This is a genomic window from Bacillus sp. 103mf (assembly GCF_900116295.1).
Lineage (GTDB): Bacteria > Bacillota > Bacilli > Bacillales > Bacillaceae_G > Bacillus_A > Bacillus_A bruguierae.
On sequence record NZ_FPAF01000001.1, the window covers coordinates 873,728 to 900,237 of the forward strand.

A 26,510-nucleotide genomic window follows, 5' to 3' on the forward strand; every position below is an offset into this window, starting at 1 on the left:
TATGTAATCAACTATTATTTTTTCTTTGATAACCAATCTGCTACTTTAGACGCTTGATCTGCTGGAATAAGACCTGGCGGCATATTTCCTCTTCCTTTTACAATTACTTCTTGAATTTGATCCTTCGAAAGCTTACCGCCAACTTTTTGCAAATTAGGACCAACTGCCCCTTGCAATTGATCACCATGGCAACTTGCACAACTTTGTTTTACAATCTCTTCTGGTTTTGCTGCTGTTTGTGTCGTTTTTCCCCCGTTTTTCTTCGCGTCAGCTAGTTCCTTTGATTTATGCATGCCTTGAAATGAAAATACAAACATAATAATAATTCCCAATACAGCAATAAGAGCAAATGGAATTAACGGATTACGCTTCATTTTTTCTTTTTCCCCCTCTATATCCCCCAATAGTTTGATGATTTAGTCATTTCTATTGTACTTGAAAACAATCTACCAGAAAAGACCAAACTACAATAAGTTAAAAATATTCCATATATTCAATTAATTATTTTGCTACAAAATCACGTAATTTTTTGCTAAATATCCACTTTTCTCATCACAAACATTTATATTCTCCATATATTTTTGTTAAGAATACACGAAATTAATCGAAAAATCGAAAAATGACTATTTGCAAATCAAAAGACAATTCTGTAAAATAAATTACAAGAATTGTAATTGCTACTGACATGTAGATTTTAACAAAAAAAAGTTTACTTCATATTAATGAAGTAAACTTTACACAAAGCTCTATTCTAAGAAATCTTTCAAGCGTTTGCTACGGCTTGGGTGTCTTAATTTACGAAGCGCTTTTGCTTCAATTTGACGAATACGCTCTCTCGTAACGCCGAATACTTTTCCAACTTCTTCAAGCGTACGAGTTCGTCCATCGTCTAAACCAAAGCGAAGACGAAGAACATTTTCTTCACGATCTGTCAATGTATCTAATACATCTTCTAATTGTTCTTTTAATAATTCATACGCTGCATGATCTGCAGGAGATGTTGCTTCTTGGTCTTCGATAAAATCACCTAAATGAGAGTCATCCTCTTCACCAATTGGTGTTTCAAGAGATACTGGCTCTTGGGCAATCTTTAAGATTTCGCGTACTTTTTCAGGAGCAAGATCCATTTCTTCGCCAATCTCTTCTGGAGATGGCTCACGACCTAAATCTTGTAATAATTGACGTTGAACACGAATCAACTTATTGATTGTTTCAACCATATGAACTGGTATACGAATTGTTCTTGCTTGGTCCGCAATTGCACGTGTAATTGCTTGACGAATCCACCACGTTGCATACGTACTAAATTTATACCCTTTGCGGTAATCAAACTTTTCAACAGCTTTAATTAGACCCATATTCCCTTCTTGAATTAAGTCTAAGAAAAGCATACCGCGGCCAACATAACGTTTTGCAATACTTACAACTAGACGTAAGTTTGCTTCTGCAAGGCGGCGTTTCGCTTCTTCATCGCCTTCTTCAATACGTTTTGCAAGAGCAATTTCTTCTTCAGCAGATAATAAGTCAACACGACCGATTTCTTTTAAGTACATACGGACAGGATCATTAATTTTCACACCTGGCGGTACACTTAAATCGTTTAAGTCAAACTCTTCTTCAGCTTTGGCTAATTGACGAGTATTTGGATCTTCATCACTGTCGCCAACTAAATCGATTCCTTGTTCACCTAAATATTCATAATATTCATCCATTTGATCGGATTCAATATCAAATCCGCTCATGCGTTCTGCAATCTCTTCATATGTAAGAACGCCACGTTTTTTTCCGAGCTCTGTGAGTTGCTCTTTCACTTGCTCAAGTGTCATATCAGTTTCAATTTGTTTAGAACGAGCTGGTTTATCAGCCATTTGTTCCCCTCCTTACGCGAGATACAAACAATGATTATAGTAAGTTTTTATACAAAAAGCTATTTTCTTGCTTTTCGTTTTTGCAAATATTCTTGGAAAAATCGTGCTGCTGCTAAATGATCTTCTTTTTCCATTTGCTTCAGCGTAAAAATATTTTCCATTTTCTTTAACTTTTGCTTATGCCGACGCAGCGCGTCTACATTGCCATGAAGCAATTCTTCTGAGAACTCAGGATTAATCATTTCATCTGTTGAAATATTAGTTACAATATTTTTCAGCTTTTCATCAGAAAGCCAACTTAGAAAGTTTGCGACTGACGGTTCATTTCCCTTTTCATAATATGCGTATAGCTCATATAAAATCCCTTTATGTTCTTCTGTATGAAAATCTTCTATATGAGGTTCGATACGAAAAGCGATATCTTCACTCTGCAACATGTGATAAATAAGCTCTCTTTCAGCTCTTTCAAAACCAGAAAATTTCGGTTTCACATGAACAATTTGAGAAGGCTGTGCAATTGGCTTTGTCTGTTTTTGCTGTACCTTTTGTTCTTTGCGATATTGGTGCAATTGCCCCAGCAGTGTTTCCATTGAGTAAGCAAATTCCTGTGACAATGCCTTCAAATACGATTCCGCTTGCATTGCATCTTGCAATGACGCTAACTCTTTTAAAACACTTTTCACATAAGCTTCTTTTCCAGACTCATCTTGCAAATTTTTCCCTAAACGAAGATAATTTATTTTAAATCCAACAAAACTTATACTCGCTTGTACAAGTTTTTGAAACGCTGTTGTTCCATAACGCTGTACATACTCGTCAGGGTCTAATTTATCTGGCATAGAGACAACTTTCACTTCACAACCGGTTTGCAATAACAATTGTCCTGCTTTCATTGTTGCTTCTTGTCCTGCTTTATCACCATCATAGCAAAGAACAACAGTTTCAACATTACGCCGCAAAAGCTTTGCCTGTTCCTCAGTTAAAGCAGTTCCCATCGTAGCAACCGATTCTTCGATCCCACTTTTCACAGCAGCTAAAACATCCGCATATCCTTCAAAGAGAAGAACTTGTCCTCGTTTTCGAATAAATGACCTTGCTTGATGAAAGTTATATACCAGCTTGCTTTTATGAAAAATAGGTGTCTCTGGACTATTTAAATACTTAGGCGTATCATCCCCTAATGCCCGTCCACTAAAAGCAGCTACTTTCCCTTGCAGTGTATGAATTGGAAACATCACTCGTCCGCGAAAACGATCATGATAACTGCCATCCTTCTCACTGCGAACAAGTAATCCAGCTTGCTCCATAACAGCAGGTGAAAAACCTCGTTTTTGTAAGATTTTTGCCGCTGCATCCCAAGCAGGAGTGGCGTATCCAATTTCAAACTTTACAATCATTTCTTTTGTAATACCTCGCTCTAGTAAATACGCAAGCGGCTGTTTTCCTTCTTCTGTATTTACTAAGAGATGATGATAATACTTTTTCAAAAGCTCGTGGGCTTGCAACATAATCGTGCTATCATCAGATATATTTTGTGTTTGCTCTAGTTCTGATGTAAAGTTAGCAACAGGAATACCATTTCGCTCACCTAATTTTTGCGCAGCTTCCACAAAAGACAGTCCATCTATTTTCATTAAGAAAGAAAAAACATTTCCCCCTTCTCCACATCCAAAGCAATGAAAAATTTGCTTATCAGCAGAAACAGAAAACGACGGTGAGTTTTCGCCATGGAAAGGACAAAGCCCAAAATAATTTCGACCTTGTTTTTTAAGCTGTACATATTCACCAATCACTTCAACAATATCAGATGATGTACGAATTTGTTCTACAACTTCTTCGGGAATTCTGTTCCCCATAACTCCATCTCCGTGTCGTATTTTGTATTCGATACAAATTAAAGGATTCCTTTATAATTCGACAATATTTTTTCTAAATTTGCCAAAAAATATTGCCGATCACGTTTAGAAAACGCTTTTGGCCCTTTTGTAAAGGTTCCTTGTCTGCGTAACTTCGCAGATACGTATCGATTATATAAAATTGTATCCATATGCTCATCGGTCACAATTGTGCCGCGCGGAGATAATACATATACTCCTTTTTTGACAAGAAGACCAGCAAGTCCCATATCCTGTGTGATAACGAGATTTCCTACTTCTGCACGCTGATAGATATAAAAATCCACCTCGTCTTGCGCAGAATCTACATATACCCAATTTCCCTTCTGACTTCTTGACTGATGGGCGTAGGATGCTATAAACCAAATATCGACATGAAATTTTGCACCGACGCGCATAATTTCTTCCTTCACTGGACATGCATCTGCATCAACATAAATTCGAGTGATGTTTTGCATATTTCTCTATTCTACATCCCTTCTGTGAATCCTTCCATAATGTGCGTTTTCTTGTTCAGATTTTTGTCGATTTTACGTAAAAGCATGTCCTTTACAAAACCTATCACTAGTTTATTCTGAAAAATTGAAGTCTAAACGTAAAATGAATGTTTTTATCACAATTTTTTATTATAATACATTTTTCTAAACTTAGCTACATGTCCTTTTAATTTTTATAGTTAGTGAAAAAAGCACATTCACCTTTGGTAAATGTGCTAAAACATTTTTTGGTTTTGCACTGCATTCACAATAATATTTGCCGTTTCTTCAATCGCCTTATTCGATACATCGATAACCGGGCAACCTATTCTACTTACAATCTGTTCAAAGTGTTTAATCTCTTCTTTAATACGTTCAATGTTTGCATAATTTGCTCCATCACTTAATCCAAGAGATTTTAAACGTTCTTTGCGAATATGATTTAATTTATCAGGCGTTATTTTTAACCCAAAACATTTTTCTTTCGGCACATGGTATAATTCTTCTGGCGGATCCACTTCCGGTACGAGCGGAACGTTAGCAACCTTTAATCGCTTATTATGTGCTAAATATTGCGAAAGTGGTGTTTTCGATGTACGAGAAATTCCAATTAATACAATATCTGCTTTTAAAAGACCTCTTGAATCTCTACCATCGTCATATTTCACAGCAAATTCAATTGCCTCAATTTTTTTGAAATACTCTTCATCCAGCTTTCGCACAACCCCTGGTTCATATCTTGGAGTTTGTTTTGTTATATCTTCAATTTGATCGATAAGAGGACCGATAATATCATACACTTCTACGCCTTCTTTTGCCGCTTCTTCTCGTAAATATTTTCTCATATCAGGCTTTACTAATGTAAAACAAATAAGAGCGTTATTACTTTTGGCAATAGAAATAACTTCTTTTAGCGTCCCTGTATCTTCTACATACGGCACACGTCTAATATCCGGCGCAAATGGAAATTGTCCCATAGCTGCTCGAACAACTAAATCAGCTGTTTCTCCAACTGAATCAGACACGACATATACAATTTTACTATTCATTGCATTACCTCACTTTAAACGAATTGCCTTTACTCATGATTCACTAAATCAACGAAAGCACGCGTAATATTGGTTTTTGTAATTCGACCAACAACTTCTAATCCCTGTTTCGTCTCTTTTACAACCGGAATAGAGTCAATCTGCTTTTCTATTAAATCCATTGCAACATCATACAAGTTATCTTCCTTGCGACACATCGTAACATTTGGCATTCTTGTCATAATAATATTTACCGGTAATGACGCTAATTCCTGCTTTCCTAAGCTTGCTCTTAACAAATCTTTTCGAGAAACAACACCGACTAACAATGTATTTTGATCAACGATAAATAAAGTACCGACATCTTCTAAAAACATTGTACAAATCGCATCATATACCGAAACATTTTTATCAACCACAACTGGTCTAGATTGATAATCTTGTACGATAATCTTTTTAACTGCTTCTGAAAGCAGTTGCCCACCTGTTTTTCCAGTGTAAAAATACCCAACACGAGGACGGGCTTCTAAATAGCCGGCCATCGTTAAAATAGCCAAATCTGGTCTAAGCGTTGCTCTCGTTAAATTTAATTGCTCAGCAATCGCTTCCCCTGTAATTGGACCGTTGTCTTTTACAATCTGAATGATATGTTCTTGGCGCTTATTCAGTTCTATGATAATCACCACCTTCATTACAAAACGAAAAAAGTTATACTATCTCTTAAATATTATATACTAAATATATCATTCGAAAAAGAAAGTATGTAAAAAGGACCCGAATCTGGTCCCTTATATTTGAAATTTATCAAGTTGATCTAAAAAACGTCTTGATTTCAAATATATCCCACAGTATTCATCATAATACATATTCAATACTGTGCGCATTTGTTTTTTTGTTTCTGCTTTCACAGAGACATTTCCAAGACGGGCTAAGTCGAAATGATAAAATAACCTAAGCAGCTTGTGAATAGCTTCGCTAATTGAAATACGGTACGGATCCTGCTCGGCGTGATGTTTACACAGAAAGCCGCCTTCCCTAATAGAGAAGGCGACAAAGTCTGTTGACTGGTGACAAATTGCACATGTATCAAAGTATGGATTAAGCCCTAGAACTGGCAGCATCTTCGTTTGATAGATTAGCGCTAAAATTTCCGGGTCAACCCCTTCGCCCATATAATGCAACGTTTGATATAACATTTCGAATAAATACGGATTATGTTTTTTCTCTTCTGTCGCTTTATCAGTCAACTCAACAATAAATGACGCATAAGCAGTTAAAAATAAATCTTCACGAATTTCTCTCATAGAAGAAATAATCTCACCTTGCTGCAATGTTCCTAAACCAGAACCCATTTGAATAAGAAAATGGCCATGAGTTAGTAATTGAGAAACGGATGACAATCTGCTTTTAGGCTTTTTAGCACCTCTCGCCATCGCACTAACTTTCCCTAATTCACGAGAAAATATAGTTACAATTTTGTTTGTTTCTCCATAATCAATCGTTCGAATGACTATTCCCTCAATTTTTTGAAACATGTTCGTCACCATCCAAGGTTCGAACAAAATGGGTTAGGAAATTGGAGAATCTAGCTCTACTTGTATTTCTTCATGCTGTTGCATTTCATCTTCTACATTTTTTTCCATTTCCTTCAAAAGAAGATATGTTTCAATGCTTCCTGTTTTCGAGAAAACTTTCCAGGTAAAATCTAACATAAGAATCCACCTTTCTCAGTGAGCGTTCATGTAATCCAATTTCTTTCTTTGCTATTAAAATGACCCATTTTGTTCATTTTCATGTGAGAAAAATTTTTCTAAATTATACAGATTTTATCCCGCAATTTGCGAGCAGTAAAAACGTTTCACTTTATAGATATTCATCTTCACGGAAGCCAAGATCACGTAACTGGGACATTTTGTTGCGCCAATCTTTCTGCACTTTTACCCACAGTTCTAAAAATACTCTTGAACCAAGAAGCGACTCCACATCAAGGCGCGCTCTTTTTCCAATTTCTTTTAACATCTTACCTTGTTTTCCGATTACAATTCCTTTTTGCGATGGACGTTCTACAATAATTGTGGCATTAACGTAAATCGCTCCGCCTTCACGCTTTTGAATTGCATCAATAACTACGGCAACAGAATGCGGCACTTCCTCACGTGTTAAATGCAATACTTTTTCACGAATAAGTTCCGCAATAATAAAGCGTTCCGGATGATCCGTTACTTGATTTTCCGGATAATACTGAGGGCCTTCTGGTAAATACTTTTTAATTGCTCCGATTAACGCATCAATATTATTTCCTTGTAATGCTGAAATTGGCACAATTTCAGCAAAATTATATAACGTACGATATCGATCAATCAGTCCGAGGAGCTCTTCTGGATGGACTTGATCAATTTTATTAATAACTAAAAATACCGGTTGCTTCGTTTCTTGTAATTTTTCGATGATAAACTCTTCACCACGTCCAAAGCCTTCCTCTGCGTTGACCATAAATAAAACAATATCTACTTCTTTTATTGTTGTTTGAGCCATTTTAACCATAAAATCGCCAAGCTTATGCTTTGGTTTATGTATACCTGGTGTATCAATAAATACGACTTGCGCATCATTTTCTGTGTAAACACCCTGAATTTTATTACGTGTTGTTTGTGGTTTATCACTCATAATCGCAATTTTTTGACCAATAATTCGATTTAAAAATGTTGATTTCCCAACGTTTGGTCTCCCAATAATAGAGACAAAACCTGATTTAAAACCTTCTCTATTCATGTAAATCCTCCGCTACAAATGCTCCTGGCAACAATTCTCCTACTGTTGTTTCTTGTATGTCACCTTGTAAATTTGTCAAGTATACTTTTGTATTTGACTTACACAATTCTACCATAACTTGGCGACACGCTCCACATGGAGGTACCGGACGTCTTGTATCTGCTACAACTGCAATTGCAGTAAATTCTGTGCTTCCTTCAGAAATCGCTTTAAATAGCGCTGTTCTTTCCGCACAGTTACATAACCCATACGATGCATTTTCAACATTACAACCACGGTATACTTTCCCGTCTGTCGTTAATAAGGCAGCACCTACTTGAAATTTAGAATATGGTACATATGCTTGTTTACGCGCTTCAATCGCTTCTTGAATTAATTCATTGTTGTTCATTGTTTCTCTTCCTTTCCATTCACAATATGAAAAGATAAAAATCTTTGGAATGCAACTATATCATATACGGTCCAAAGATAATAGCACCAATTACAACAGCAATAATCGAGAAAACTAATACGGCGCCTGCTGCTGTATCTTTTGCTATTTTAGCAAGGGGCTTCACATCCATGGTTACTAAATCAACGGTTTTCTCCACCGCTGTATTCACGATTTCTAGCGCAAATACAACACCAATAGTCAAAATCAAAATGAGCCATTCTGTTTTTGTAACATGAAAATAAAGACCGAGAAAACTAACAATACACGCTGCTAAACAATGAATTTTCACATTTCGTTCATAGCGAAAACAAAAGAAAATACCAGCAAACGCATAGCGAAAACTGTTTATAAGTTTTCCTTTTTTCATCTAGCTAATCCATATGCATCAAGAATTTCTTTTTGCTTCCCAAACATAACCTTCTCCTCTTCTTCTGTCATGTGATCATAACCAAGCAAATGTAAAAAGCCATGCACCGCTAAAAAACCAAGTTCACGATCAAAAGAATGGCCATATTCTTCAGCCTGCTCTTTCGCTCTCGGAATAGAAATAATGATATCACCTAACATGCGAGGCATTTCTACACCGACAATTTCCATCTCTCCTTCCCCTATATCTTCCATCGCAAAAGAAATTACGTCTGTTGGCTGATCTTTATCACGATATTCACGGTTAATTTCTTGAATACGTTCATTACTAACAAATGTAACCGAAAGCTCCGCTCCATCCTCTACAGATTCTATCTCTGCAGCTTTTTCAACTAATTGTTGAATCATGTCAACATACTCTTCTTTTACTTCTTCTGTTTCATCAATAAAGTCAATTATTAATCCCATTTATTTCCACCTTTTCTTCTGTTAATTTCGGATACTTAATCCGAGAATGGAAAATTCCATTTAATGTTTCACATAATGTTTTCCCGACAATTTGCAGTTCTTTAAATGTTAAATTACATTCACTGAATTGGCCATCTTGCAAACGATCTTTAATAATACTGCGAACAAGATGATCAATTTGCTCAGGTGTTGGTGCATTCATTGAACGAACTGCCGCTTCTACACTATCAGCAATCCCAACAATTGCCGATTCTTTAGATGTTGCTTTTGGCCCTGGATAACGAAACATTTCTTCTGTATATTTCTCTTTATCTTCTTGCATTGCTTTGTAGTAGAAATATTTTAACAGAGTCGTTCCATGATGCTCGGCCGCAATATCAATAATCTCTTGTGGAATATGATGTTTTTCTAACATTTTCACTCCATTTGTAACATGAGCGATAATAATATCTCTACTTGTTTCAGGATCTAACCGATCATGGGGATTCGATATACCCATTTGATTTTCAATAAAGAAATGCGGCTGCACCGTTTTTCCGATGTCATGATAATATGCTCCTACACGTGCTAATACTCCATTCGCCCCAATAGCTTCACATGCAGCTTCTGATAAATTGGCAACCATAACGCTATGATGATATGTTCCGGGTGCTTCTAACAGAATTTTGCGAATCAACGGATGGTTCGGACTTGCTAATTCTATTAATTTCATGCTAGAGACAAGACCAAGACCGCTCTCTAAATACGGCAATATCCCCATCGCTAAAATAGATGAAATAATCCCAGACGCTGCTGCCATTACTAAATGTGTTCCAATCTCAATTGCCGAAAAGTTTCCGTTACGCAATAGCAATAAAGCTGCTAATACGACAACATTTAAAATCGATACAAGTATCCCAACTTGCAATAGCATTGTACGACGATGCTTTTCCCGTAAGAAAATACTAACAGAAAGCGAGCTAAGCAATACATAAATTCCGACTGCATAATTAAGTGTACTCGTCACACCTTCATTAAATAAAATGCTGCCGCACACCGAAAAAATTACGCTTGTTATAAAAACAAATCGATCACCAATCATTAATTTTACTAATATAGTCCCCATTGCAACTGGAGCAATATAAGCAATACCGACATATTCTAACTTTTGAAACAAACTAATAATTTTCATTAAAACAACTGTAATAGCGACAATTGTTGTATAAGCTAAAATATATGGCTTGTCCTCTCTTCTCGGCTTCAAAAATGCTACAAATTGCTTATGCATGAAAAATAAAAGAACACCAATAAAAATAGCTAGACCCAAATACGGCTGAAACGAATTACTTTGATCCAATAACCCCACTAACTTTAACTGTTCATACGCTTCTCTTGTAATTGTGTCTCCTTCTTTCACAAGAATTTGACCTTGCAAAATATAAACAGAAGCTACTTGATCTATTGCCATTTGCTTTCTTTCTTTCGTTGCATTCGAATCATAAAAATAGTTCGGTACAATCGCATACTGTCCAAGCGCAGTAATTGCTTGCTTCAATTCATTGCTGACAGATACATTTTTTAACTCGTTAGTAATACGGTCTTTAAACTGATCTACTTCATTCATTTTAATATGAGAACTCATTAAACTATTCACAGCTGTAACAGTTGATTCCCTCGCTATAAGAAGCTGATCATCTGTCGCACCTAGAAATTGTAATAACACTTGATCAGACAAACTTTTTGTTAACTCCCTTGGGAGTTTCTCCTTTAACTTATCCAATCTTTCTGCCGCCGACAATTTATTTTGTCCTGCCGGCGCCGAAGCGGCTGCATTTGAATCTGCATTCACTTCCTTAATTGCATCAAAAACTGAGTTCACAACATCAATCCGATTTTGCTTATATTCACTTCGATATGTATACTGATCTTCAATCTTTTGAGCTGCTTCTCTCTTTTTCTTTTCTGTCGTTACTTTATCTTCAATTTTGATGGGAGAATGGATTGTCTTTTTAGAAATAGACAACATTTTGACATCGAGTTGTTCTGGTTTTACATTATTCATCAGTGCAAAAAATAACACTGCTCCTATTAAAATATAAGAAATCCAGCTCAGTTTTTTCGAATGCTGTAAATTACGAAACCACTTAGCAACTTCTTGCAACCTTAACATAATTACAATACCTTCTCCTCTCCAAATATTAAGTGAAACAGAACAAATACCATTTCCTTTATTTATGATAATAAAAAATAAAGCATTAGCCAACCTGTTCACAAAATCTATATACATGCAAGTTAAAAAAAACGACATAAAACCACTTTCTTTTAGAGGAGGACGAGAGCATCTGGCCGTGCACAGAAACGGTCAGGGCCTTTTCCTGCCACATGCGAGGTTTACAAACAAAGGGAACAAACAAGTAGCGGTCATGTTGTATTCTGCATAGCAGTGACTTGTATGTCGAAAAATCAAAATGGATTTATATATAAAAAATATACAGTGAAACTTCCTTTTAGAGTGTTCTTCTCTAGAAGGTTAGAACCAATTGAGATAAAAAGAAATGATCCTTATAAGTAGGATCATTCCATTTTATCGTATGCTTCAATAATACGCTGTACGAGCGGATGACGAACAACATCCGACTGCTCAAGTTTAATAAACGAAAGACCAGGCACACGGTCTAATACATTCGCTGCAACAGAAAGACCAGATTTCACACCTTTCGGTAAATCAATCTGAGATGGGTCTCCTGTTACAACCATTTTTGAGCCAAATCCAAGACGTGTTAAAAACATTTTAATTTGCGCCCCCGTTGTATTTTGCGCCTCATCTAAAATCACAAATGCATCATCGAGTGTTCGCCCTCTCATGTACGCTAATGGAGCAACTTCAATAATACCGCGTTCCATCATTCTTTGCGTATGTTCTTGTCCAAGTACATCATGAAGAGCATCATAAAGAGGCCGTAAATACGGATCCACTTTTTCTTTCAAATCTCCAGGTAAAAAACCAAGACTTTCTCCCGCTTCCACGGCAGGTCTTGTTAAAATAATTTTTTTCACATAACCATTTTTTAATGCTCGAACAGCCATTACTACAGCTAAATATGTTTTACCAGTACCTGCTGGCCCCATTCCAAACACAATGTCATTTTTCTTAATGGCATAAATATATTGCCTTTGTCCCATCGTTTTTACACGGATAGACTTACCTTTTGCTGTTTTAAAAATTTCTTCCTCATATAACTCTTCAAAATGAGCCAGCTTCCCTTGACGGCCAAGTTGAATCGCATAGGCTACATCACGCTCAGAAATCGATACACCCTTGCGAATAACAACTAAAAGCTGTTGTAATACACCTTCAACAAGCGCTACCGCTTCGTCCGTTCCAGATACACGAACAGATTCCCCTCTTGTAACAATCGATACCCCAAGTTCGTTCTCAATTATTTTTAAATGTGCATCATTTACTCCAAACAAAGCAATTGCTTCATTATGGTTTTCCAATTGTTGATTCATCTCTACTAATTGTTCAGCCATTAATTACTCAATCTCCTTGAATATCGGATTCAGATAGCGGTTGAGCCTCTGCAATATTCTCAATTACTGTATAATGCAGCAATAATTTCAAATTCCCATTCTCAACCTGTTTATGCAAAACTTTCTTCCCTATAATCATAGCACGTTCATCCAATTTTTTCTTTAATTCTTTTTGTCCCATTTCCTCTGCTACCGCTAGTGCCTGTTTTTCTGTATATTCACGGTTTGCTTCTTCCTCTTCACGTACAATCGCTTTTTCATAAGCAATCGGGAGTGTAAAACCGAGCAATTTCACATCATGTCTTACTATCTCCGTTTTAGACTGCTTATACTTATCATGCTGAAATCCCCATATTTTTATTTTCATGTTTCCAAAAGCAAGATAATGTTCTTTATACGAATCCCCTGTATAAACTTGAAATTTCGTCTTTAGAGGCACTTCCACTTCAGACTTGTACCAAGTTTCACCAAATACAACACCTTTGGCTGACACAATCGTAGGACTCTCTTCTTTCCCATACATCCCTGACACAAGAAGCTGTCCTTTTTGCACATATTCATTTTTCATAACCATTGGTTTTCCTATCTCCACAAACATTTTTGTGACAACCGCTTCTTTTTTTGCGACTAAATGTTGCGGTACCTGTTCTTTTTCTTTTTCCGGCTCATTTTTTTCAACTATTTTAAAATGATACGTCGTTCCTTTCACGTCCAAACCAACCCATGTAATGGCGTTAATATTATCAGTCAAATAACGCTGTATATTTTCCACACTCGGCATTTGAAATTGAAGCTTCCCTTTTTTTATACCCATTTTGTCTAATTCTTTCATCATAATATATTCCGTCTCTGGCTTCGCCCCTGTTATCTCTATTTTCCATACCATATTCGATAAAACAATGACACTTAAAAAAAATAAGAGAAACCCAACAAAAAAACCGCTATTTCGAAGTAAGCGCTTATTCCAAAATGGAACTCCGTAACGCCCGATGAAATATAGATTGCATTCATTTTTACGGTAAATTGGGCGTAATCGTTTCACATCACGAAGCAATATACAAAATACAAGTGTATCATCTGCAACTTTCTTGACGTCCCAAACTAGGATATCTCGTCGTACACATTCGTTAATAAATCGTTCTGCTCCTCTTCCTTGAATTCGCACTTTTACATACCCAATCCAATTTGTAAACCACTTATTTTTCATAGCTCGCCTCCATCAGCTTTCTAAAAAAGGCGCAGTCCCTTAAGAGATCTGCACCACATCTATGACTGTACCCTACTCAAACGGTTAGCAGCGAAAGAACTAAGAAGTAAATACTATCTGCTTATGCCCGATTCGTTCGATAAAACCTCTCACAAATGGAAGTTTCACTTTATTTACCTTTTTTTTCGTCTTCTAAAAACAAGACTTGTTCAATGGTTCCCTCAAGTAAAAGCTCTTCTGGAAGAATCGTCTTAATTACAAAAGAGTCTCCTTTTATTAATAATTGTCCTTGTTTTAATAAAAGCCGCACCTCTTTATCACTAAATACCAATAATCCACGATGATTTTCTATATAAATATGTACCTGCCCAACAAGTGTAATTCTCGGCAGATCCATGAACACATCTGCAGGTAGGTCTATCTGCTTAGTAATCCAGTTTTTCATTTGCTGCAACTTTCTCATCGAAGACCCCCCTCTCATCCCATATGTATGAAAAAAAAGCTTGTAATATCACGTCCAAATTGAAAAAAAACATAAAAAAGCGTCTCATTATAAATGAGACGCTTTTTTATGCTAATAGTTGTGAAACAAGCCTATTCACTTGTGAGCCATCTGCTTTACCTTTTACTTTCGGCAAAACAGCACTCATCACTTTGCCCATATCAGCTTTAGAAGCTGCACCAACTTCAGAGATAGATTGCTGAATAACAGCAAGCAATTCTTCTTCTGTCAATTGCTCTGGCAAATATGTTTCTAAAATCTGAATTTCGCTTTTCAGTTTATCGACAAGGTCTTCACGACCCGCTTTTTCAAACTCAAGGAGGGAGTCTTTATACTGTTTTACTTCACGAGTTAAAACTGTTAGTTCCTCTTCTTCTGTAAGAGGGTTCTGCAGTTTAATTTCTTCATTTTGTAAAGCAGCCTTAACCATACGAATAACGGTTAATTTATTTTTTTCTTTATTCTTCATCGCTTGTTTCATATCATCGTTTAAACGACCGAGAAGACTCATAAATTACACCCTCTCTTAGAATTTACGCTTTCTTGCCGCTTCAGATTTCTTCTTACGTTTTACACTTGGCTTTTCATAGAACTCGCGTTTTCTTGCTTCAGCAAGCGTACCAGCTTTAGAAGTTGATCTTTTAAAACGGCGAAGTGCATCCTCCAAAGACTCGTTTTTACGAACGACTGTTTTTGACATTCTCTTTCCCTCCCTCCGAAACATCCACTTACATCCTAATTTCAGCATGCAAAAAGTAAACACTTTCTCAGCATGTCTTTTACGATTATAATACATTTTATACTTTTTGGTCAACTATCTGATAAAAGAAAAGAAGAGTACTTGCTCTTCTTTTTTCATGAAACGCACATTTTCGATATATATTTCTATATCAATTCAACATGATTCTATCCAAATGTTCACTTCTGCTTTGTCACCCTCTAAGTACTGCACCGTAACCTGCCAAACGAGATCAAAAGTGCTTCTACGTCAAGATTTCCAACGTCCCCATGTTCTATATGAATCCATTTTGATTTTTTGACATATAGATTGCTGCTATGCATGGCCAGATGCTCTCATCCACCTAAAAAGAATGGTTTTCTGTCTTTTTTAATTTGGATTTATATAAACGAGTCGGCTTCCGCTTTTATTTTATCCAGCTACAGCCGCTAGAACAATCGGTCGTTTCACTCTTTCCTACGAGGCAAATAACGCCTCTACGTCAAGGGCTCCAACGTCCTCATGTTCTAAACGAGCAGCTTCCGCTTTTATTTTAATAATCAGTTGTTGCTGTTTTTCCGCTTATTAATGCTACGCCAGAGCTTGTTCCGATACGTGTTGCACCTGCTTCTACCATTGCATCCATGCCTTTTTCGTCACGAACACCGCCTGATGCTTTTACACCGATATTTGGTCCTACTGTTTTTCTCATCAACGCAACATCTTCTACTGTTGCACCACCTGTTGAAAATCCTGTTGATGTTTTTACAAAATGGGCGCCTGCTTTTACAGACAATTCACAAGCACGAACTTTTTCTTCTTCTGTAAGTAAGCATGTTTCAATAATTACTTTTACAAGCGCTTTTTCTTTTGCAGCCTCTACAACAGCGCGAATATCACGCTCTACTAACGCATCGTTTTTATCTTGTAAAGCTCCGATGTTAATTACCATATCAACCTCTGTTGCACCTTTTGCAATCGCATCTGTTGTTTCAAATGCTTTTGTTTCTGGTGTATTTGCTCCAAGAGGGAAACCAATTACCGTACAAACTTTTACATCTGTTCCTTTTAACAGTTCTGCTGCCGTTTCAACCCATGTTGGATTTACACATACAGAAGCAAAATCATGTTGTTTTGCCTCTTCACATAAAGTCACGATTGCCTCTTTTTTTGTGTCTGGTTTTAATGCTGTATGATCAATTAATTTTGCGTAGTTCATATTAAATTTACTCCTTCCTCAACTTATACTTAGTGAATTCGTTGCTCACGAGTTGTCTGACAACCTTAATCTTCAGCATTATATCATAAAGTATAGCGGTTTCATATTTTAACTTCTCCAGCAAATAAAAAAGCATACAAACAAAACCGTTTGCATGCTTTTCTGTTACGCGCTTGCTGATTCTTTTGGAGATGCATCTTCTAGCACACGAACAAATTGTGCTTCATTGTAAGGATAACCAGCTTTCGTAATTTTTACTTTAATTAATTTACCGATTAATTCTTCAGAGCCTTCAAAGACAACTTTTAAGTAATTATCCGTGTAGCCTACATATAATCCTTCACGACCAGCTTCTTTAAATGGTTCTTCCGGAATAATTTCAAGCACTTCACCCTCAAACTGAGACGCATATTCTTTCGCTAATTGATCAGATAATGCAATCAAGCGGTGTACACGCTCGTTCTTGATTTCTTCTAGCACTTGATCATCCATACGTGCTGCTGGTGTCCCCGTACGTTTTGAATACGGGAATACATGAAGTTCAGAGAAACGATTATTTTTGATGAAATTGAACGTTTCCATAAATTCTTCTTCTGTTTCACCAGGGAAACCAACGATAACATCAGATGTAATTGCGAGTCCCGGCAACGCTTCTTTTAAGCGATCTAAACGCTCTTGGAAAAACTCCATTGTATATTTACGGCGCATACGCTTCAACACTGTATTAGATCCAGATTGAAGTGGAATATGCAGATGACGTACAACAACTTTAGAGTCACGCAGTACTTCAATCACTTCATCTGTAATTTGACTTGCCTCAATAGAAGAAATACGAAGACGTTTTAAACCTGTTACTTGCGCTTCCATATCACGAAGTAATCCCGCTAAGTTATAATCTTTCATATCTTCACCGTATCCACCTGTATGAATACCTGTTAAGACAATTTCTTTATAACCAGCATCTACTAATTGCTGCGCTTGACGAATAACTTCTTTCCCATCACGAGAACGCATTAAACCACGAGCCCATGGAATAATACAGAACGTACAGAAGTTGTTACATCCTTCTTGAATTTTCAAAGATGCACGTGTACGATCTGTAAAATACGGTACGTCTAATTCTTCATATACACGTGTTTTCATAATGTTACGTACAGCATTAATTGGCTGACGTTCATTGCGATATTCTTCAATATAGCCAAGCATTTTCTCACGATCTTGCGTTCCGACAACAATATCCACACCTGGAATTGCCATAATTTCTGCTGGAGATGTTTGTGCATAACATCCCGTTACACAAATTACCGCATCAGGATTTTGACGAACGGCACGACGAATAACTTGACGACTTTTTTTATCCCCTGTATTTGTTACAGTGCATGTATTAATCACATATACATCAGCTGTTTTCTCAAATTCAGTTCGCTCATAACCACCTTGTTTAAACAGTTGCCAAATTGCTTCTGTCTCGTAGTGGTTTACTTTACAACCTAACGTATGAAACGCAACAGTTGCCATATATACTCACCCCATTAATTCAAAATGATAAGAAGCGGCACTTAGCGCGTATAAAGGCGCCGTTTCTGTCCGCAATATTCTTGGCCCTAAACTACAAGGTACAAAAGCATGCTCAGAAAGAGAAGATACTTCCTCTTCTGTTAAACCACCTTCTGGGCCAAATACAATGAGCACCTTTTGTCCTGGCTTTAATTTTGTTAAAGTTTTAGCGAAGTTTGATTTTTCACCTTGTTTTGCTTCCTCTTCATACGCAACGAGGCAGCTATCATAATCTTTGCTCATTACGAGAAGCTCTTTAAAAGAAACAGGTGCATACACAGTCGGAATCTCACTGCGATGAGACTGTTCAGCTGCCTCTTTTACAATTTTATTGAAACGCTCTACTTTTTTCCCAGCTTTTTTCGCATCCCATTTCACAATAGATCGAGATGCTTGAAACGGTAAAAAGGCGGCTGCTCCAAGCTCAGTTCCTTTTTGTAAAATCAACTCAAGCTTATCTCCTTTAGGCAATCCGCTTGCAATTGTCACAGAGACAGGTAGCTCAGTTGACATCTCTATCCATTCTACAATAGTCGTATTTACAAATTCATTGGTAATTTCAGCAATTGTACAAACTGCTGTCTTCCCATTTGTACAACAATAAATTTGATCACCAGGAGTCATACGCATTACTCTTCCGATGTGATGCACATCATCTCCTACAATACGAATTTCCATTTCATTCACATTTTGTTCTTCTACAAAATAACGCTGCATTATATCACCTTAGTAAAGTTTGGCTCTTTTCGTAAACGAGTGCTTACGAAAAGAGCCAAACGGTATGATTTGGACGAAACAAACGATAAGTCCCTCACTGCTTTCAGCAAGAGACTTTCCGTTTACAGCCCCCCGTACAAACGGGTAATAAACAGTTGATTAGGGAAACTTTATCTTACCCTCTACGAGCAATAATTGCTACCCAATCTTCCATTGTTAACACTTCTTCTACTGTAAAACCAGCATTTACTAACGCTTCTGTTACAATTTTTTCTTTTGCAGCAATAATACCAGATGTAATGAACAATCCACCTTGCTTAACAACTTTCGCTGCATCTTCTGGGAATAGTAAAATAATTTCCGCTAGTAAATTTGCGACAATTAAATCTACAGGACCTTCAATGCCCTCTAGTAAGCTGTTTTGTCCAACAGTTACAACATCTTCTGTATGATTTAATCGTACATTCATTTCCGCACTTTCTACCGCAACCGGATCTAAATCGTACGCTTGAACAGAAACAGCACCTAATTTAGCCGCAGCAATACTTAACACACCAGAACCTGTTCCAACGTCAATGACAGTATCTCCCGGCTGAACAGTTTTCTCTAAAGCACGGATGCACATGGTTGTTGTCGGATGCGTTCCCGTACCAAATGCCATTCCTGGATCTAACTCGATAATTTTTTCCTCCGGTGAAGAAGGTGTATACTCTTCCCACGTTGGCACAATTGTAAATGTATCAGAAATTTTCACTGGATGGTAATACTTTTTCCAAGCAGTAGCCCAATCTTCTTCATCTACTTCATTAACAGATACAGTTGTTGCTCCAATCTCGATTCCATAAGAAGGTAACAGATCAATGGACGATTTCACATTTGTAATTGTTTCTTGTAAAGTATCATTCTTTGGAAAATACGCTTTTACAAGTACGCCTTCTGTCGGATATTCAGCTGGATTTAACGCATAGATCTCACCAAATTGTTGTTCACGTTCTTTTGTTAACTCAGCAGGATCTTCAATCGCAACACCGCTTGCTCCTGCTTCGTGTAAAATATGCGAGATTGCTTCTACTGCTTCCTCCGTTGTATGAATACTAATTTCTGACCATTTCACAATTTACCAACTCCATTTTTTATTTCCATTATTCCCCTTTAAAAGCTCGCTTAAGCTTTCCAAATAGGCTATCATCTTGATCCTCTTGACCTGTAAATTCTCTCAATAATTCTTTTTGATGTGATGTTAATTTTGTTGGTGTAACAACACGAACAACAACATATTGATCACCTTGTCCATATCCGCGTACGTTTGGCGCACCTTTTCCTTTTAAACGGAATTCTGTTCCTGTTTGTGTTCCTGCTGGAATTTTTAATTTCACTTTCCCCTGCACAGTCGGAACTTCCACTTCATCCCCAAGTGCTACTTGCGCGAATGTTAATGGCATTTCGCAAATAATATCATCACCTTCGCGATGGAAGAATTCATGATCTTTCACACGAACTACTACATATAAGTCTCCTGCTGGGCCGCCGTTGATACCAGCTTCCCCTTTACCAGAAACGCGAATCTGTTGACCATTATCAATACCTGCTGGAATTTTAACATTAATTTTTTTGCGTTTACGTACTTTTCCAGATCCATGACATGTTGTACATTTCTCTTCAATAATTTGCCCTGCTCCAGAGCAATGTCTACAAGCCTGACGATTCACAATACGACCAAATGGTGTGTTTTGCTCCACGCTAACTTGGCCTGTTCCAGAACAATGTGAACATGTTTCCTTGGAAGTTCCAGGTTTTGCTCCACTACCGTTACATGTATTACAAGGATCTTCAGCTGGAATTTCAACATCCATTTCCTTACCAGAAATCGCCTCTTCAAAATCTAAAGTGACTTGATATTGAAGATCTGCACCTTGACGCGGTGCATTCGGATCACGGCGTCTACCGCCTCCTCCGCCAAAGAACGAGCTAAAGATGTCTTCAAAACCGAAACCACCACCGAAGTCACCTCCGCCAAAGCCACCAAAACCTTGATTTGGATCAGCATGACCAAATTGATCGTACTGCGCACGTTTTGAATCATCACTTAATACTTCGTATGCTTCTTGCACTTCTTTAAATTTTTCAATTGCATTTTCTTCAGTACTTACATCTGGATGATACTTTTTCGCCAAACGACGGTATGCTTTTTTAATCTCATCTTTGGAAGCGCCCTTGCTAACGCCGAGCACCTCATAGTAATCTCGTTTATTCATAAGTTTGTAACCCCCCGAATCCTTTCACATAAACGTAATTTTAACATCGAAAGAAAGTGCTTTGCAACACTGTTTCCTCACTTACAGTATGCAAAAAGAAAAACATTGGACTCTCACGCAAAAGACTTCGCGTACCCTCAGCCCTTTCTTCACTCGTCAAAAAAGCCAAAGCCAAGGCACGCTTGACTTTGACTTTTTGTCATCTTACTTATTTTATTACTTATCTTCTTTTACTTCTTCAAACTCAGCATCAACTACATTGTCGTTTTTCGCGCCCGCATTGCCTTGTGCGCCTTCTGCTTGCTGTGCTCCTGCAGCAGCTTGAGCCTGTTCATATAATTTTACAGTTAATTGTTGTACGATTTCTTGAAGCGCATCTTTTTTCGCACGGATTTCATCAAGATCATTTTTCTCAATTGCCGCTTGTAATGCATCTTTTGCTTCTGTTGCTTTCGCTATTTCAGCTGCATCTACTTTGCCTTCTAAGTCTTTTACAACTTTATCTGTTTGGAATACAAGTTGATCCGCTTCATTACGAAGTTCAACTTCTTCTTTACGTTTTTGGTCAGCATCAGCATTTGCCTCTGCTTCTTTTACCATACGATCTACTTCTTCATCAGAAAGACCTGAAGAAGATTGGATTGTAATTGTTTGTTCTTTACTTGTTCCTAAATCTTTCGCACGTACGTTTACGATACCGTTCGCATCAATATCGAATGTTACTTCGATTTGTGGAATGCCGCGTGGTGCTGGCGGAATGTCTGTTAATTGGAAACGACCTAACGTTTTGTTATCCGCCGCCATTGGACGCTCACCTTGTAGTACGTGAATGTCTACTGCTGGTTGGTTATCAGCAGCTGTTGAGAACACTTGTGATTTACTTGTTGGGATTGTTGTGTTACGCTCAATTAATTTTGTAAACACGCCGCCCATTGTTTCAATACCTAAAGAAAGCGGAGTTACGTCTAATAATAGAACGCCTTTTACATCACCAGTAAGTACACCGCCCTGTACTGCAGCACCTAATGCTACAACTTCATCAGGGTTTACACCTTTATATGGTTCTTTGCCAGTTTCACGTTTAATTGCTTCTTGTACAGCTGGGATACGAGTAGAACCACCAACAAGAATTACTTTATCTAGTTCACTTGGAGAAAGACCAGCGTCTTTTAACGCACGACGAGTTGGTTCTAATGTTCTTTCAACAAGGTTCGCTGAAAGCTCTTCAAATTTCGCTCTTGTTAACGTTAACTCTAAGTGTAGTGGACCTGCAGGACCTGCACTAATGAACGGTAATGAAATTTGTGTTTGCGTTACACCAGAAAGATCTTTCTTCGCTTTTTCAGCTGCATCTTTCAAACGTTGAAGCGCCATTTTATCTTGGCTTAAATCAATGTTATTTTCTTTTTTGAATTCAGCTACTAAATGATCAATGATCACTTGGTCAAAGTCGTCACCACCAAGACGGTTGTCACCAGCAGTTGAAATAACTTCAAATGTTCCATCTGCTAATTCAAGGATAGATACGTCGAACGTACCGCCGCCTAAGTCATATACTAAGATTTTTTGTTCTTCGTCTTGTTTTTCTAAACCGTAAGCAAGCGCAGCTGCTGTTGGTTCGTTAATAATACGTTCTACTTCTAAACCAGCAATACGACCAGCGTCTTTTGTCGCTTGGCGTTCTGCATCGTTGAAGTATGCTGGTACAGTAATAACAGCTTTTGTTACTGTTTCACCTAAGTATGCTTCAGCAGAAGCCTTTAAATTTTGTAAAATAATTGCAGAAATTTCTTGAGGTGTGTAGTTTTTACCTTCAACTTCTACTTTGTAGTCTGTACCCATATGACGTTTAACAGACATGATTGTATTTGGGTTCGTAATCGCTTGACGCTTCGCTACTTCCCCAACTTGACGCTCTTCATTTTTGAAAGCTACAACAGAAGGAGTTGTACGGTTACCTTCTGGATTTGGAATAACTTTTGGCTCTCCGCCTTCCATAACAGCTACACAAGAGTTTGTTGTACCTAAGTCAATACCGATGATTTTACTCATGGCGAAACCTCCTACATTTATGTAATTATTGATTTACTTTTACCATTGATGGTCGAATCACACGATCTTTTAGCTTATAGCCTTTTTGGAATTCTTCCACAACCGCATTTGATTCAAATTCACTGTCTTCTACTTGCATAACAGCTTGATGTTCATGCGGATCGAACTGCTTTCCAACAGCTTCAATCGCTTCAACACCTTCTTTTACTAGTGCTTCTTGCAACTGACGATATACCATTTCCATCCCTTGTAATAAGGATTTCATCTGCTCATCATTTGCTTCTACCTGCATTGCTCTTTCAAAGTTATCAAGAGCCGGCAAAATATCTGACACAAGGCTTTGTGATCTATATTTTTCAGCCGCTTGCTTCTCTAGTTGAACGCGGCGCTTATAGTTTTCAAAATCAGCTTGTAAACGAAGCATGCGGCCTTCCGTTTCCGTCAATTTCGCTTGCAATTCATCTACTTTTTCTTGTAAAAGAGCAGCTTCACTTTTTTCTTCAACAGTTTCTTCGCTATTTTCTGGTGCTACAGCTTCTTCTGTTTGCGCTTCTTTTACTTCTTCTACCACTTGTTCATTACGCTCTTCCACAACTTTCACCTCCTTAAAAAGGCAGGGCAGGCACAACTCAGCACGAACCCAGCTATCTATTTTTTTATATTTAACTAATCATCAGTAGCGGAATATATCTCCGCCACAAATGAAAGTTTCTTATTATTTCGGTTTATACAAACCGTTCAGTCCATCTGTAAATTGTTTTGTAAATAATTGCAACAAACTAATGACACGAGAATATTGCATTCTTGTTGGTCCTAAAATCGCAATTGTTCCAAGCTGCTCATCTCCAATCGAGTATGTCGCAGAAATCAAACTACAATTTTCCATTACAGCAGAAGAATTCTCACGGCCAATTTTCACTTGAATGCCAATTTGCTTACTCTTTAAGATGTCATAAAAGGCATCTTCATTTTCAATCATATTAAATAATGATCTGACCTTTTGAATATCATGGAATTCCGGCTGCGCAAGCATATTTGTTTTTCCACCAAAATATACTTTTTCAGATAATGGAAATTGAAATGTACCATCTAACATCTTCATGACACTATCATAATTATGAACGTACTGACGCAAAACCATTACAATTTCTTTAAAGATTTTATTATGCAGTTCTGACATCGGTACACCAGACAACTTGTCATTCAAAATGTTAACCATTTTTTCCAAATCTTGCAAATCGACGGATTCCGGAACTGTGATTGTTTTACTTTGCACATGTCCTGTATCAGTTACAATAATTGCAACCGCTGTTTGATGACCGAGCGGAAGAATTTGTACATTTCTCAGCTTATTCGCACTTACTTTCGGCCCAAGAACAATTGCCGTATAATTCGTGAGTTCTGATAAAATTTGCGCGGATTGCTGCGCAAGCTTTTCTGCTTCAAAAACTCTTTGAGCGAACAAGTCTTTAATTTGTACAACATCCTCACTTGGCAAATGTTGCGGTGCAAGAAGATGATCTACATAAAAGCGATACCCTTTTTCAGAAGGAACGCGCCCTGAAGAACTATGTGTTTTTTCAATAAATCCAAATTCTTCTAAGTCAGCCATTTCATTTCGAATTGTTGCTGAACTAAATGTAATTTCTTCTTTCTTAGCTAATGTTCTTGATCCAACAGGTTGTGCTGATCCGATAAAATCGTCAATTATCGCCTGTAAAATTAAGAGCTGACGTTCCGTAAGCATTTCATCATCACCTCTGTTAGCACTCTTGTGTTTCGAGTGCTAAATCTATTACTAACTTACCAAAATTGATATTGAATTGTCAACGGAAACGTGATGAGATAAAGTGAAACTTTTAGCAAAACGGTTTTTTGCTGCTAATTAGCCCTGCCAATCGGGCTCTTACAGACGGTTCTTCTTCTCAATTTACCTTTCTGCACCTACTGTTATTTATTCATTTTATTTTTCCGACATATAAGTTGCTGCTATGCAAAATACAATATGACCTCTACTTGCGTTCTCCTTCTGTTTTAAACCTTGCATGTGGTAGGAAAAGGCCCTGACCGTTTCTATGCGCGGCTAGATGCTCTCGCCCCCCCCTAAAAAAGAAAGGGGTTTTTCTGTCGGTTTTTAATTTATATAGAACGGGATACAGTAAAATTTCATATTAGGTTAATCCACTAAGAATGATTGAAAGACTTCATTTCCTAATAGCTTCCCTTTCCTTGTTAAACAGACATGATTATTTGATTCTCGCAGCAATTCATGTTTTTTATTATGATGTAATTGTTTCGCAAAGATGTCGTTCATCTCTACGCCGAATTTTTTGCTAAATTCTATTTTTGAAACACCTGCTGTTTTTCGAAGCCCTAAAAATAACTCTTCTTCCATTTTTTCTTGCCCTGTTACTGTATGAACATCTAAATACGGCAAACCTGCCTCATCGATTTTCGCGAAATATTGTTTTAATGGACCCACATTTTGAATTCGTTCGCCCTTTACATAACTATGAGCGCCAGCTCCGAAACCATAGTATTCTTCATTATTCCAGTATGTGAGGTTATGTCTACTTTCATAGCCTTCTTTCGAAAAATTACTAATTTCATACTGCTGGTAACCATGCTTTTCCATCTCATCCATCACAATTTCATACATCTTTGCTTCATGGTCTTCTCCTGGAAGTCTCAGTTTTCCTTTATTCATTAAATTATAAAAGACCGTTTTCGGTTCAACAATTAAAGAATACGCAGAGAAATGTTGAACTCCAAGTGTAAACGCAATATCTAACGTTTCTCTTACATCCTCTATCGTTTGCGTCGGCAGTGCATAAATTAAATCAACATTAATATTTGTAAAACCAACTTCCTGCGCCTCCCGAATCGCTACGAATGCATCTTCTCTCGTATGTCTGCGCCCAATCTTTTCTAGCAATTCATCGCGAAACGTTTGAACACCAAAACTAATCCGGTTTACACCGCCTTCTAATAAAAGATTTAATTTCTCTTTAGGTAAATCTCCCGGATTCGCTTCAAAAGTTAGTTCACAATTTGGCGCAAACGGACGTAACCGACGATTAATAATATCTAGCAATTGCTTTGTCTGTTCCATATTTAACGCTGTTGGCGTTCCTCCACCAACAAAAATCGTTTTCATTTCTTTAAAAGGCGTTTTGTTGATTGTATTCGCAATTTCTTTCTCTAAATATTGCAAGTACTGTTCAACTGGCTGACGTTCAATAAACACTTTATTAAAATCACAATAGTGACAAATATGCTGACAAAACGGAATATGAATATATGCAGCTTGTATCAAGTTCTGCTCCTACCTTTCTAAAAAGAAAACCTCCGCATTTCGGAGGTTTATTTACTTCTGTAATCCTATGCGAACTTTCTCTATTCGCATTCTTCCCCAAATAACTTTTCTCCTTACAATCAAAAGCTTCACCACTATTGTAAAGGAG

Annotated in this window: 27 protein-coding genes; all 27 read right to left on the reverse strand. The window is 37.3% G+C overall.

Annotated features, from left to right (window positions below):
- Positions 1 to 14: 14 nt before the first annotated feature.
- Positions 15 to 374 carry a cytochrome c550 gene (cccA, locus tag BM350_RS04455; RefSeq protein ID WP_090916677.1) on the reverse strand — a complete coding sequence of 120 codons (360 nt, stop codon included), beginning with the start codon at positions 372 to 374 and terminating at the stop codon, positions 15 to 17.
- Between the two features lie 372 nt (positions 375 to 746).
- Positions 747 to 1,868, reverse strand: coding sequence for an RNA polymerase sigma factor RpoD (gene rpoD, locus BM350_RS04460; RefSeq protein WP_020062259.1), 1,122 nt, complete (start codon positions 1,866 to 1,868; stop codon positions 747 to 749).
- Positions 1,869 to 1,927: 59 nt separating this feature from the next.
- Positions 1,928 to 3,724, reverse strand: coding sequence for a DNA primase (dnaG, locus tag BM350_RS04465; protein ID WP_090916679.1), 1,797 nt, complete (start codon positions 3,722 to 3,724; stop codon positions 1,928 to 1,930).
- A gap of 38 nt (positions 3,725 to 3,762) precedes the next feature.
- Positions 3,763 to 4,221, reverse strand: coding sequence for a YaiI/YqxD family protein (locus tag BM350_RS04470; RefSeq protein ID WP_090916680.1), 459 nt, complete (start codon positions 4,219 to 4,221; stop codon positions 3,763 to 3,765).
- Between the two features lie 254 nt (positions 4,222 to 4,475).
- Complete coding sequence (locus tag BM350_RS04475) at positions 4,476 to 5,288, reverse strand: pyruvate, water dikinase regulatory protein (protein ID WP_090916682.1); 813 nt, start codon at positions 5,286 to 5,288, stop codon at positions 4,476 to 4,478.
- A 29-nt stretch (positions 5,289 to 5,317) separates the two neighbouring features.
- The gene (locus BM350_RS04480) at positions 5,318 to 5,950 is read right to left on the reverse strand and encodes a transcriptional regulator CcpN (protein ID WP_090916841.1); all 633 of its coding nucleotides are present in this window, start codon (positions 5,948 to 5,950) and stop codon (positions 5,318 to 5,320) included.
- A 105-nt stretch (positions 5,951 to 6,055) separates the two neighbouring features.
- Complete coding sequence (gene recO, locus BM350_RS04485; RefSeq protein ID WP_090916684.1) at positions 6,056 to 6,802, reverse strand: DNA repair protein RecO; 747 nt, start codon at positions 6,800 to 6,802, stop codon at positions 6,056 to 6,058.
- A 33-nt stretch (positions 6,803 to 6,835) separates the two neighbouring features.
- Positions 6,836 to 6,979, reverse strand: a complete 144-nt coding sequence (locus BM350_RS04490; protein WP_090916686.1) for a YqzL family protein — start codon at positions 6,977 to 6,979, stop codon at positions 6,836 to 6,838.
- A gap of 151 nt (positions 6,980 to 7,130) precedes the next feature.
- Positions 7,131 to 8,039: a GTPase Era gene (gene era / locus BM350_RS04495; protein ID WP_090916688.1), complete on the reverse strand. Its 909-nt coding sequence runs from the start codon at positions 8,037 to 8,039 to the stop codon at positions 7,131 to 7,133.
- The gene (locus tag BM350_RS04500; protein WP_090916690.1) at positions 8,032 to 8,430 is read right to left on the reverse strand and encodes a cytidine deaminase; all 399 of its coding nucleotides are present in this window, start codon (positions 8,428 to 8,430) and stop codon (positions 8,032 to 8,034) included. The genes era and BM350_RS04500 overlap by 8 nt, the downstream gene beginning before the upstream one ends.
- Before the next feature lie 55 nt (positions 8,431 to 8,485).
- The gene (locus BM350_RS04505; RefSeq protein WP_090916692.1) at positions 8,486 to 8,839 is read right to left on the reverse strand and encodes a diacylglycerol kinase family protein; all 354 of its coding nucleotides are present in this window, start codon (positions 8,837 to 8,839) and stop codon (positions 8,486 to 8,488) included.
- Complete coding sequence (ybeY, locus tag BM350_RS04510) at positions 8,836 to 9,306, reverse strand: rRNA maturation RNase YbeY (RefSeq protein ID WP_090916693.1); 471 nt, start codon at positions 9,304 to 9,306, stop codon at positions 8,836 to 8,838. The genes BM350_RS04505 and ybeY overlap by 4 nt, the downstream gene beginning before the upstream one ends.
- Positions 9,290 to 11,455 carry an HD family phosphohydrolase gene (locus BM350_RS04515; RefSeq protein WP_090916843.1) on the reverse strand — a complete coding sequence of 722 codons (2,166 nt, stop codon included), beginning with the start codon at positions 11,453 to 11,455 and terminating at the stop codon, positions 9,290 to 9,292. Before BM350_RS04515 ends, ybeY begins: the two co-directional genes overlap by 17 nt.
- A gap of 404 nt (positions 11,456 to 11,859) precedes the next feature.
- The gene (locus BM350_RS04520; protein ID WP_090916695.1) at positions 11,860 to 12,819 is read right to left on the reverse strand and encodes a PhoH family protein; all 960 of its coding nucleotides are present in this window, start codon (positions 12,817 to 12,819) and stop codon (positions 11,860 to 11,862) included.
- Between the two features lie 7 nt (positions 12,820 to 12,826).
- Positions 12,827 to 14,026, reverse strand: coding sequence for a sporulation protein YqfD (gene yqfD, locus BM350_RS04525; RefSeq protein WP_090916696.1), 1,200 nt, complete (start codon positions 14,024 to 14,026; stop codon positions 12,827 to 12,829).
- A gap of 169 nt (positions 14,027 to 14,195) precedes the next feature.
- The gene (yqfC, locus tag BM350_RS04530; protein WP_035429805.1) at positions 14,196 to 14,489 is read right to left on the reverse strand and encodes a sporulation protein YqfC; all 294 of its coding nucleotides are present in this window, start codon (positions 14,487 to 14,489) and stop codon (positions 14,196 to 14,198) included.
- A gap of 106 nt (positions 14,490 to 14,595) precedes the next feature.
- Entirely contained in the window at positions 14,596 to 15,039 is a 444-nt protein-coding gene (locus BM350_RS04535; RefSeq protein ID WP_090916698.1) for a GatB/YqeY domain-containing protein, read from the reverse strand.
- Positions 15,040 to 15,054: 15 nt separating this feature from the next.
- Positions 15,055 to 15,228: a 30S ribosomal protein S21 gene (gene rpsU / locus BM350_RS04540; RefSeq protein ID WP_020062243.1), complete on the reverse strand. Its 174-nt coding sequence runs from the start codon at positions 15,226 to 15,228 to the stop codon at positions 15,055 to 15,057.
- Positions 15,229 to 15,799: 571 nt separating this feature from the next.
- Positions 15,800 to 16,465, reverse strand: coding sequence for a deoxyribose-phosphate aldolase (gene deoC / locus BM350_RS04545; protein ID WP_090916700.1), 666 nt, complete (start codon positions 16,463 to 16,465; stop codon positions 15,800 to 15,802).
- A 165-nt stretch (positions 16,466 to 16,630) separates the two neighbouring features.
- A complete protein-coding gene (gene mtaB, locus BM350_RS04550; RefSeq protein WP_090916702.1) occupies positions 16,631 to 17,983 on the reverse strand; it encodes a tRNA (N(6)-L-threonylcarbamoyladenosine(37)-C(2))-methylthiotransferase MtaB in 1,353 nt (450 codons plus the stop codon).
- Between the two features lie 6 nt (positions 17,984 to 17,989).
- The gene (locus tag BM350_RS04555) at positions 17,990 to 18,739 is read right to left on the reverse strand and encodes a 16S rRNA (uracil(1498)-N(3))-methyltransferase (protein ID WP_090916704.1); all 750 of its coding nucleotides are present in this window, start codon (positions 18,737 to 18,739) and stop codon (positions 17,990 to 17,992) included.
- Positions 18,740 to 18,914: 175 nt separating this feature from the next.
- Positions 18,915 to 19,853, reverse strand: a complete 939-nt coding sequence (prmA, locus tag BM350_RS04560; RefSeq protein ID WP_090916705.1) for a 50S ribosomal protein L11 methyltransferase — start codon at positions 19,851 to 19,853, stop codon at positions 18,915 to 18,917.
- Positions 19,854 to 19,881: 28 nt separating this feature from the next.
- Positions 19,882 to 20,994 carry a molecular chaperone DnaJ gene (gene dnaJ, locus BM350_RS04565; protein ID WP_090916707.1) on the reverse strand — a complete coding sequence of 371 codons (1,113 nt, stop codon included), beginning with the start codon at positions 20,992 to 20,994 and terminating at the stop codon, positions 19,882 to 19,884.
- Positions 20,995 to 21,210: 216 nt separating this feature from the next.
- Positions 21,211 to 23,046, reverse strand: a complete 1,836-nt coding sequence (gene dnaK / locus BM350_RS04570; RefSeq protein ID WP_090916709.1) for a chaperone protein DnaK — start codon at positions 23,044 to 23,046, stop codon at positions 21,211 to 21,213.
- Between the two features lie 25 nt (positions 23,047 to 23,071).
- A complete protein-coding gene (gene grpE / locus BM350_RS04575) occupies positions 23,072 to 23,638 on the reverse strand; it encodes a nucleotide exchange factor GrpE (protein WP_090916710.1) in 567 nt (188 codons plus the stop codon).
- Positions 23,639 to 23,761: 123 nt separating this feature from the next.
- Positions 23,762 to 24,793, reverse strand: coding sequence for a heat-inducible transcriptional repressor HrcA (gene hrcA, locus BM350_RS04580; RefSeq protein WP_090916712.1), 1,032 nt, complete (start codon positions 24,791 to 24,793; stop codon positions 23,762 to 23,764).
- A gap of 429 nt (positions 24,794 to 25,222) precedes the next feature.
- Entirely contained in the window at positions 25,223 to 26,362 is a 1,140-nt protein-coding gene (hemW, locus tag BM350_RS04585; RefSeq protein ID WP_090916714.1) for a radical SAM family heme chaperone HemW, read from the reverse strand.
- Positions 26,363 to 26,510: the final 148 nt, after the last annotated feature.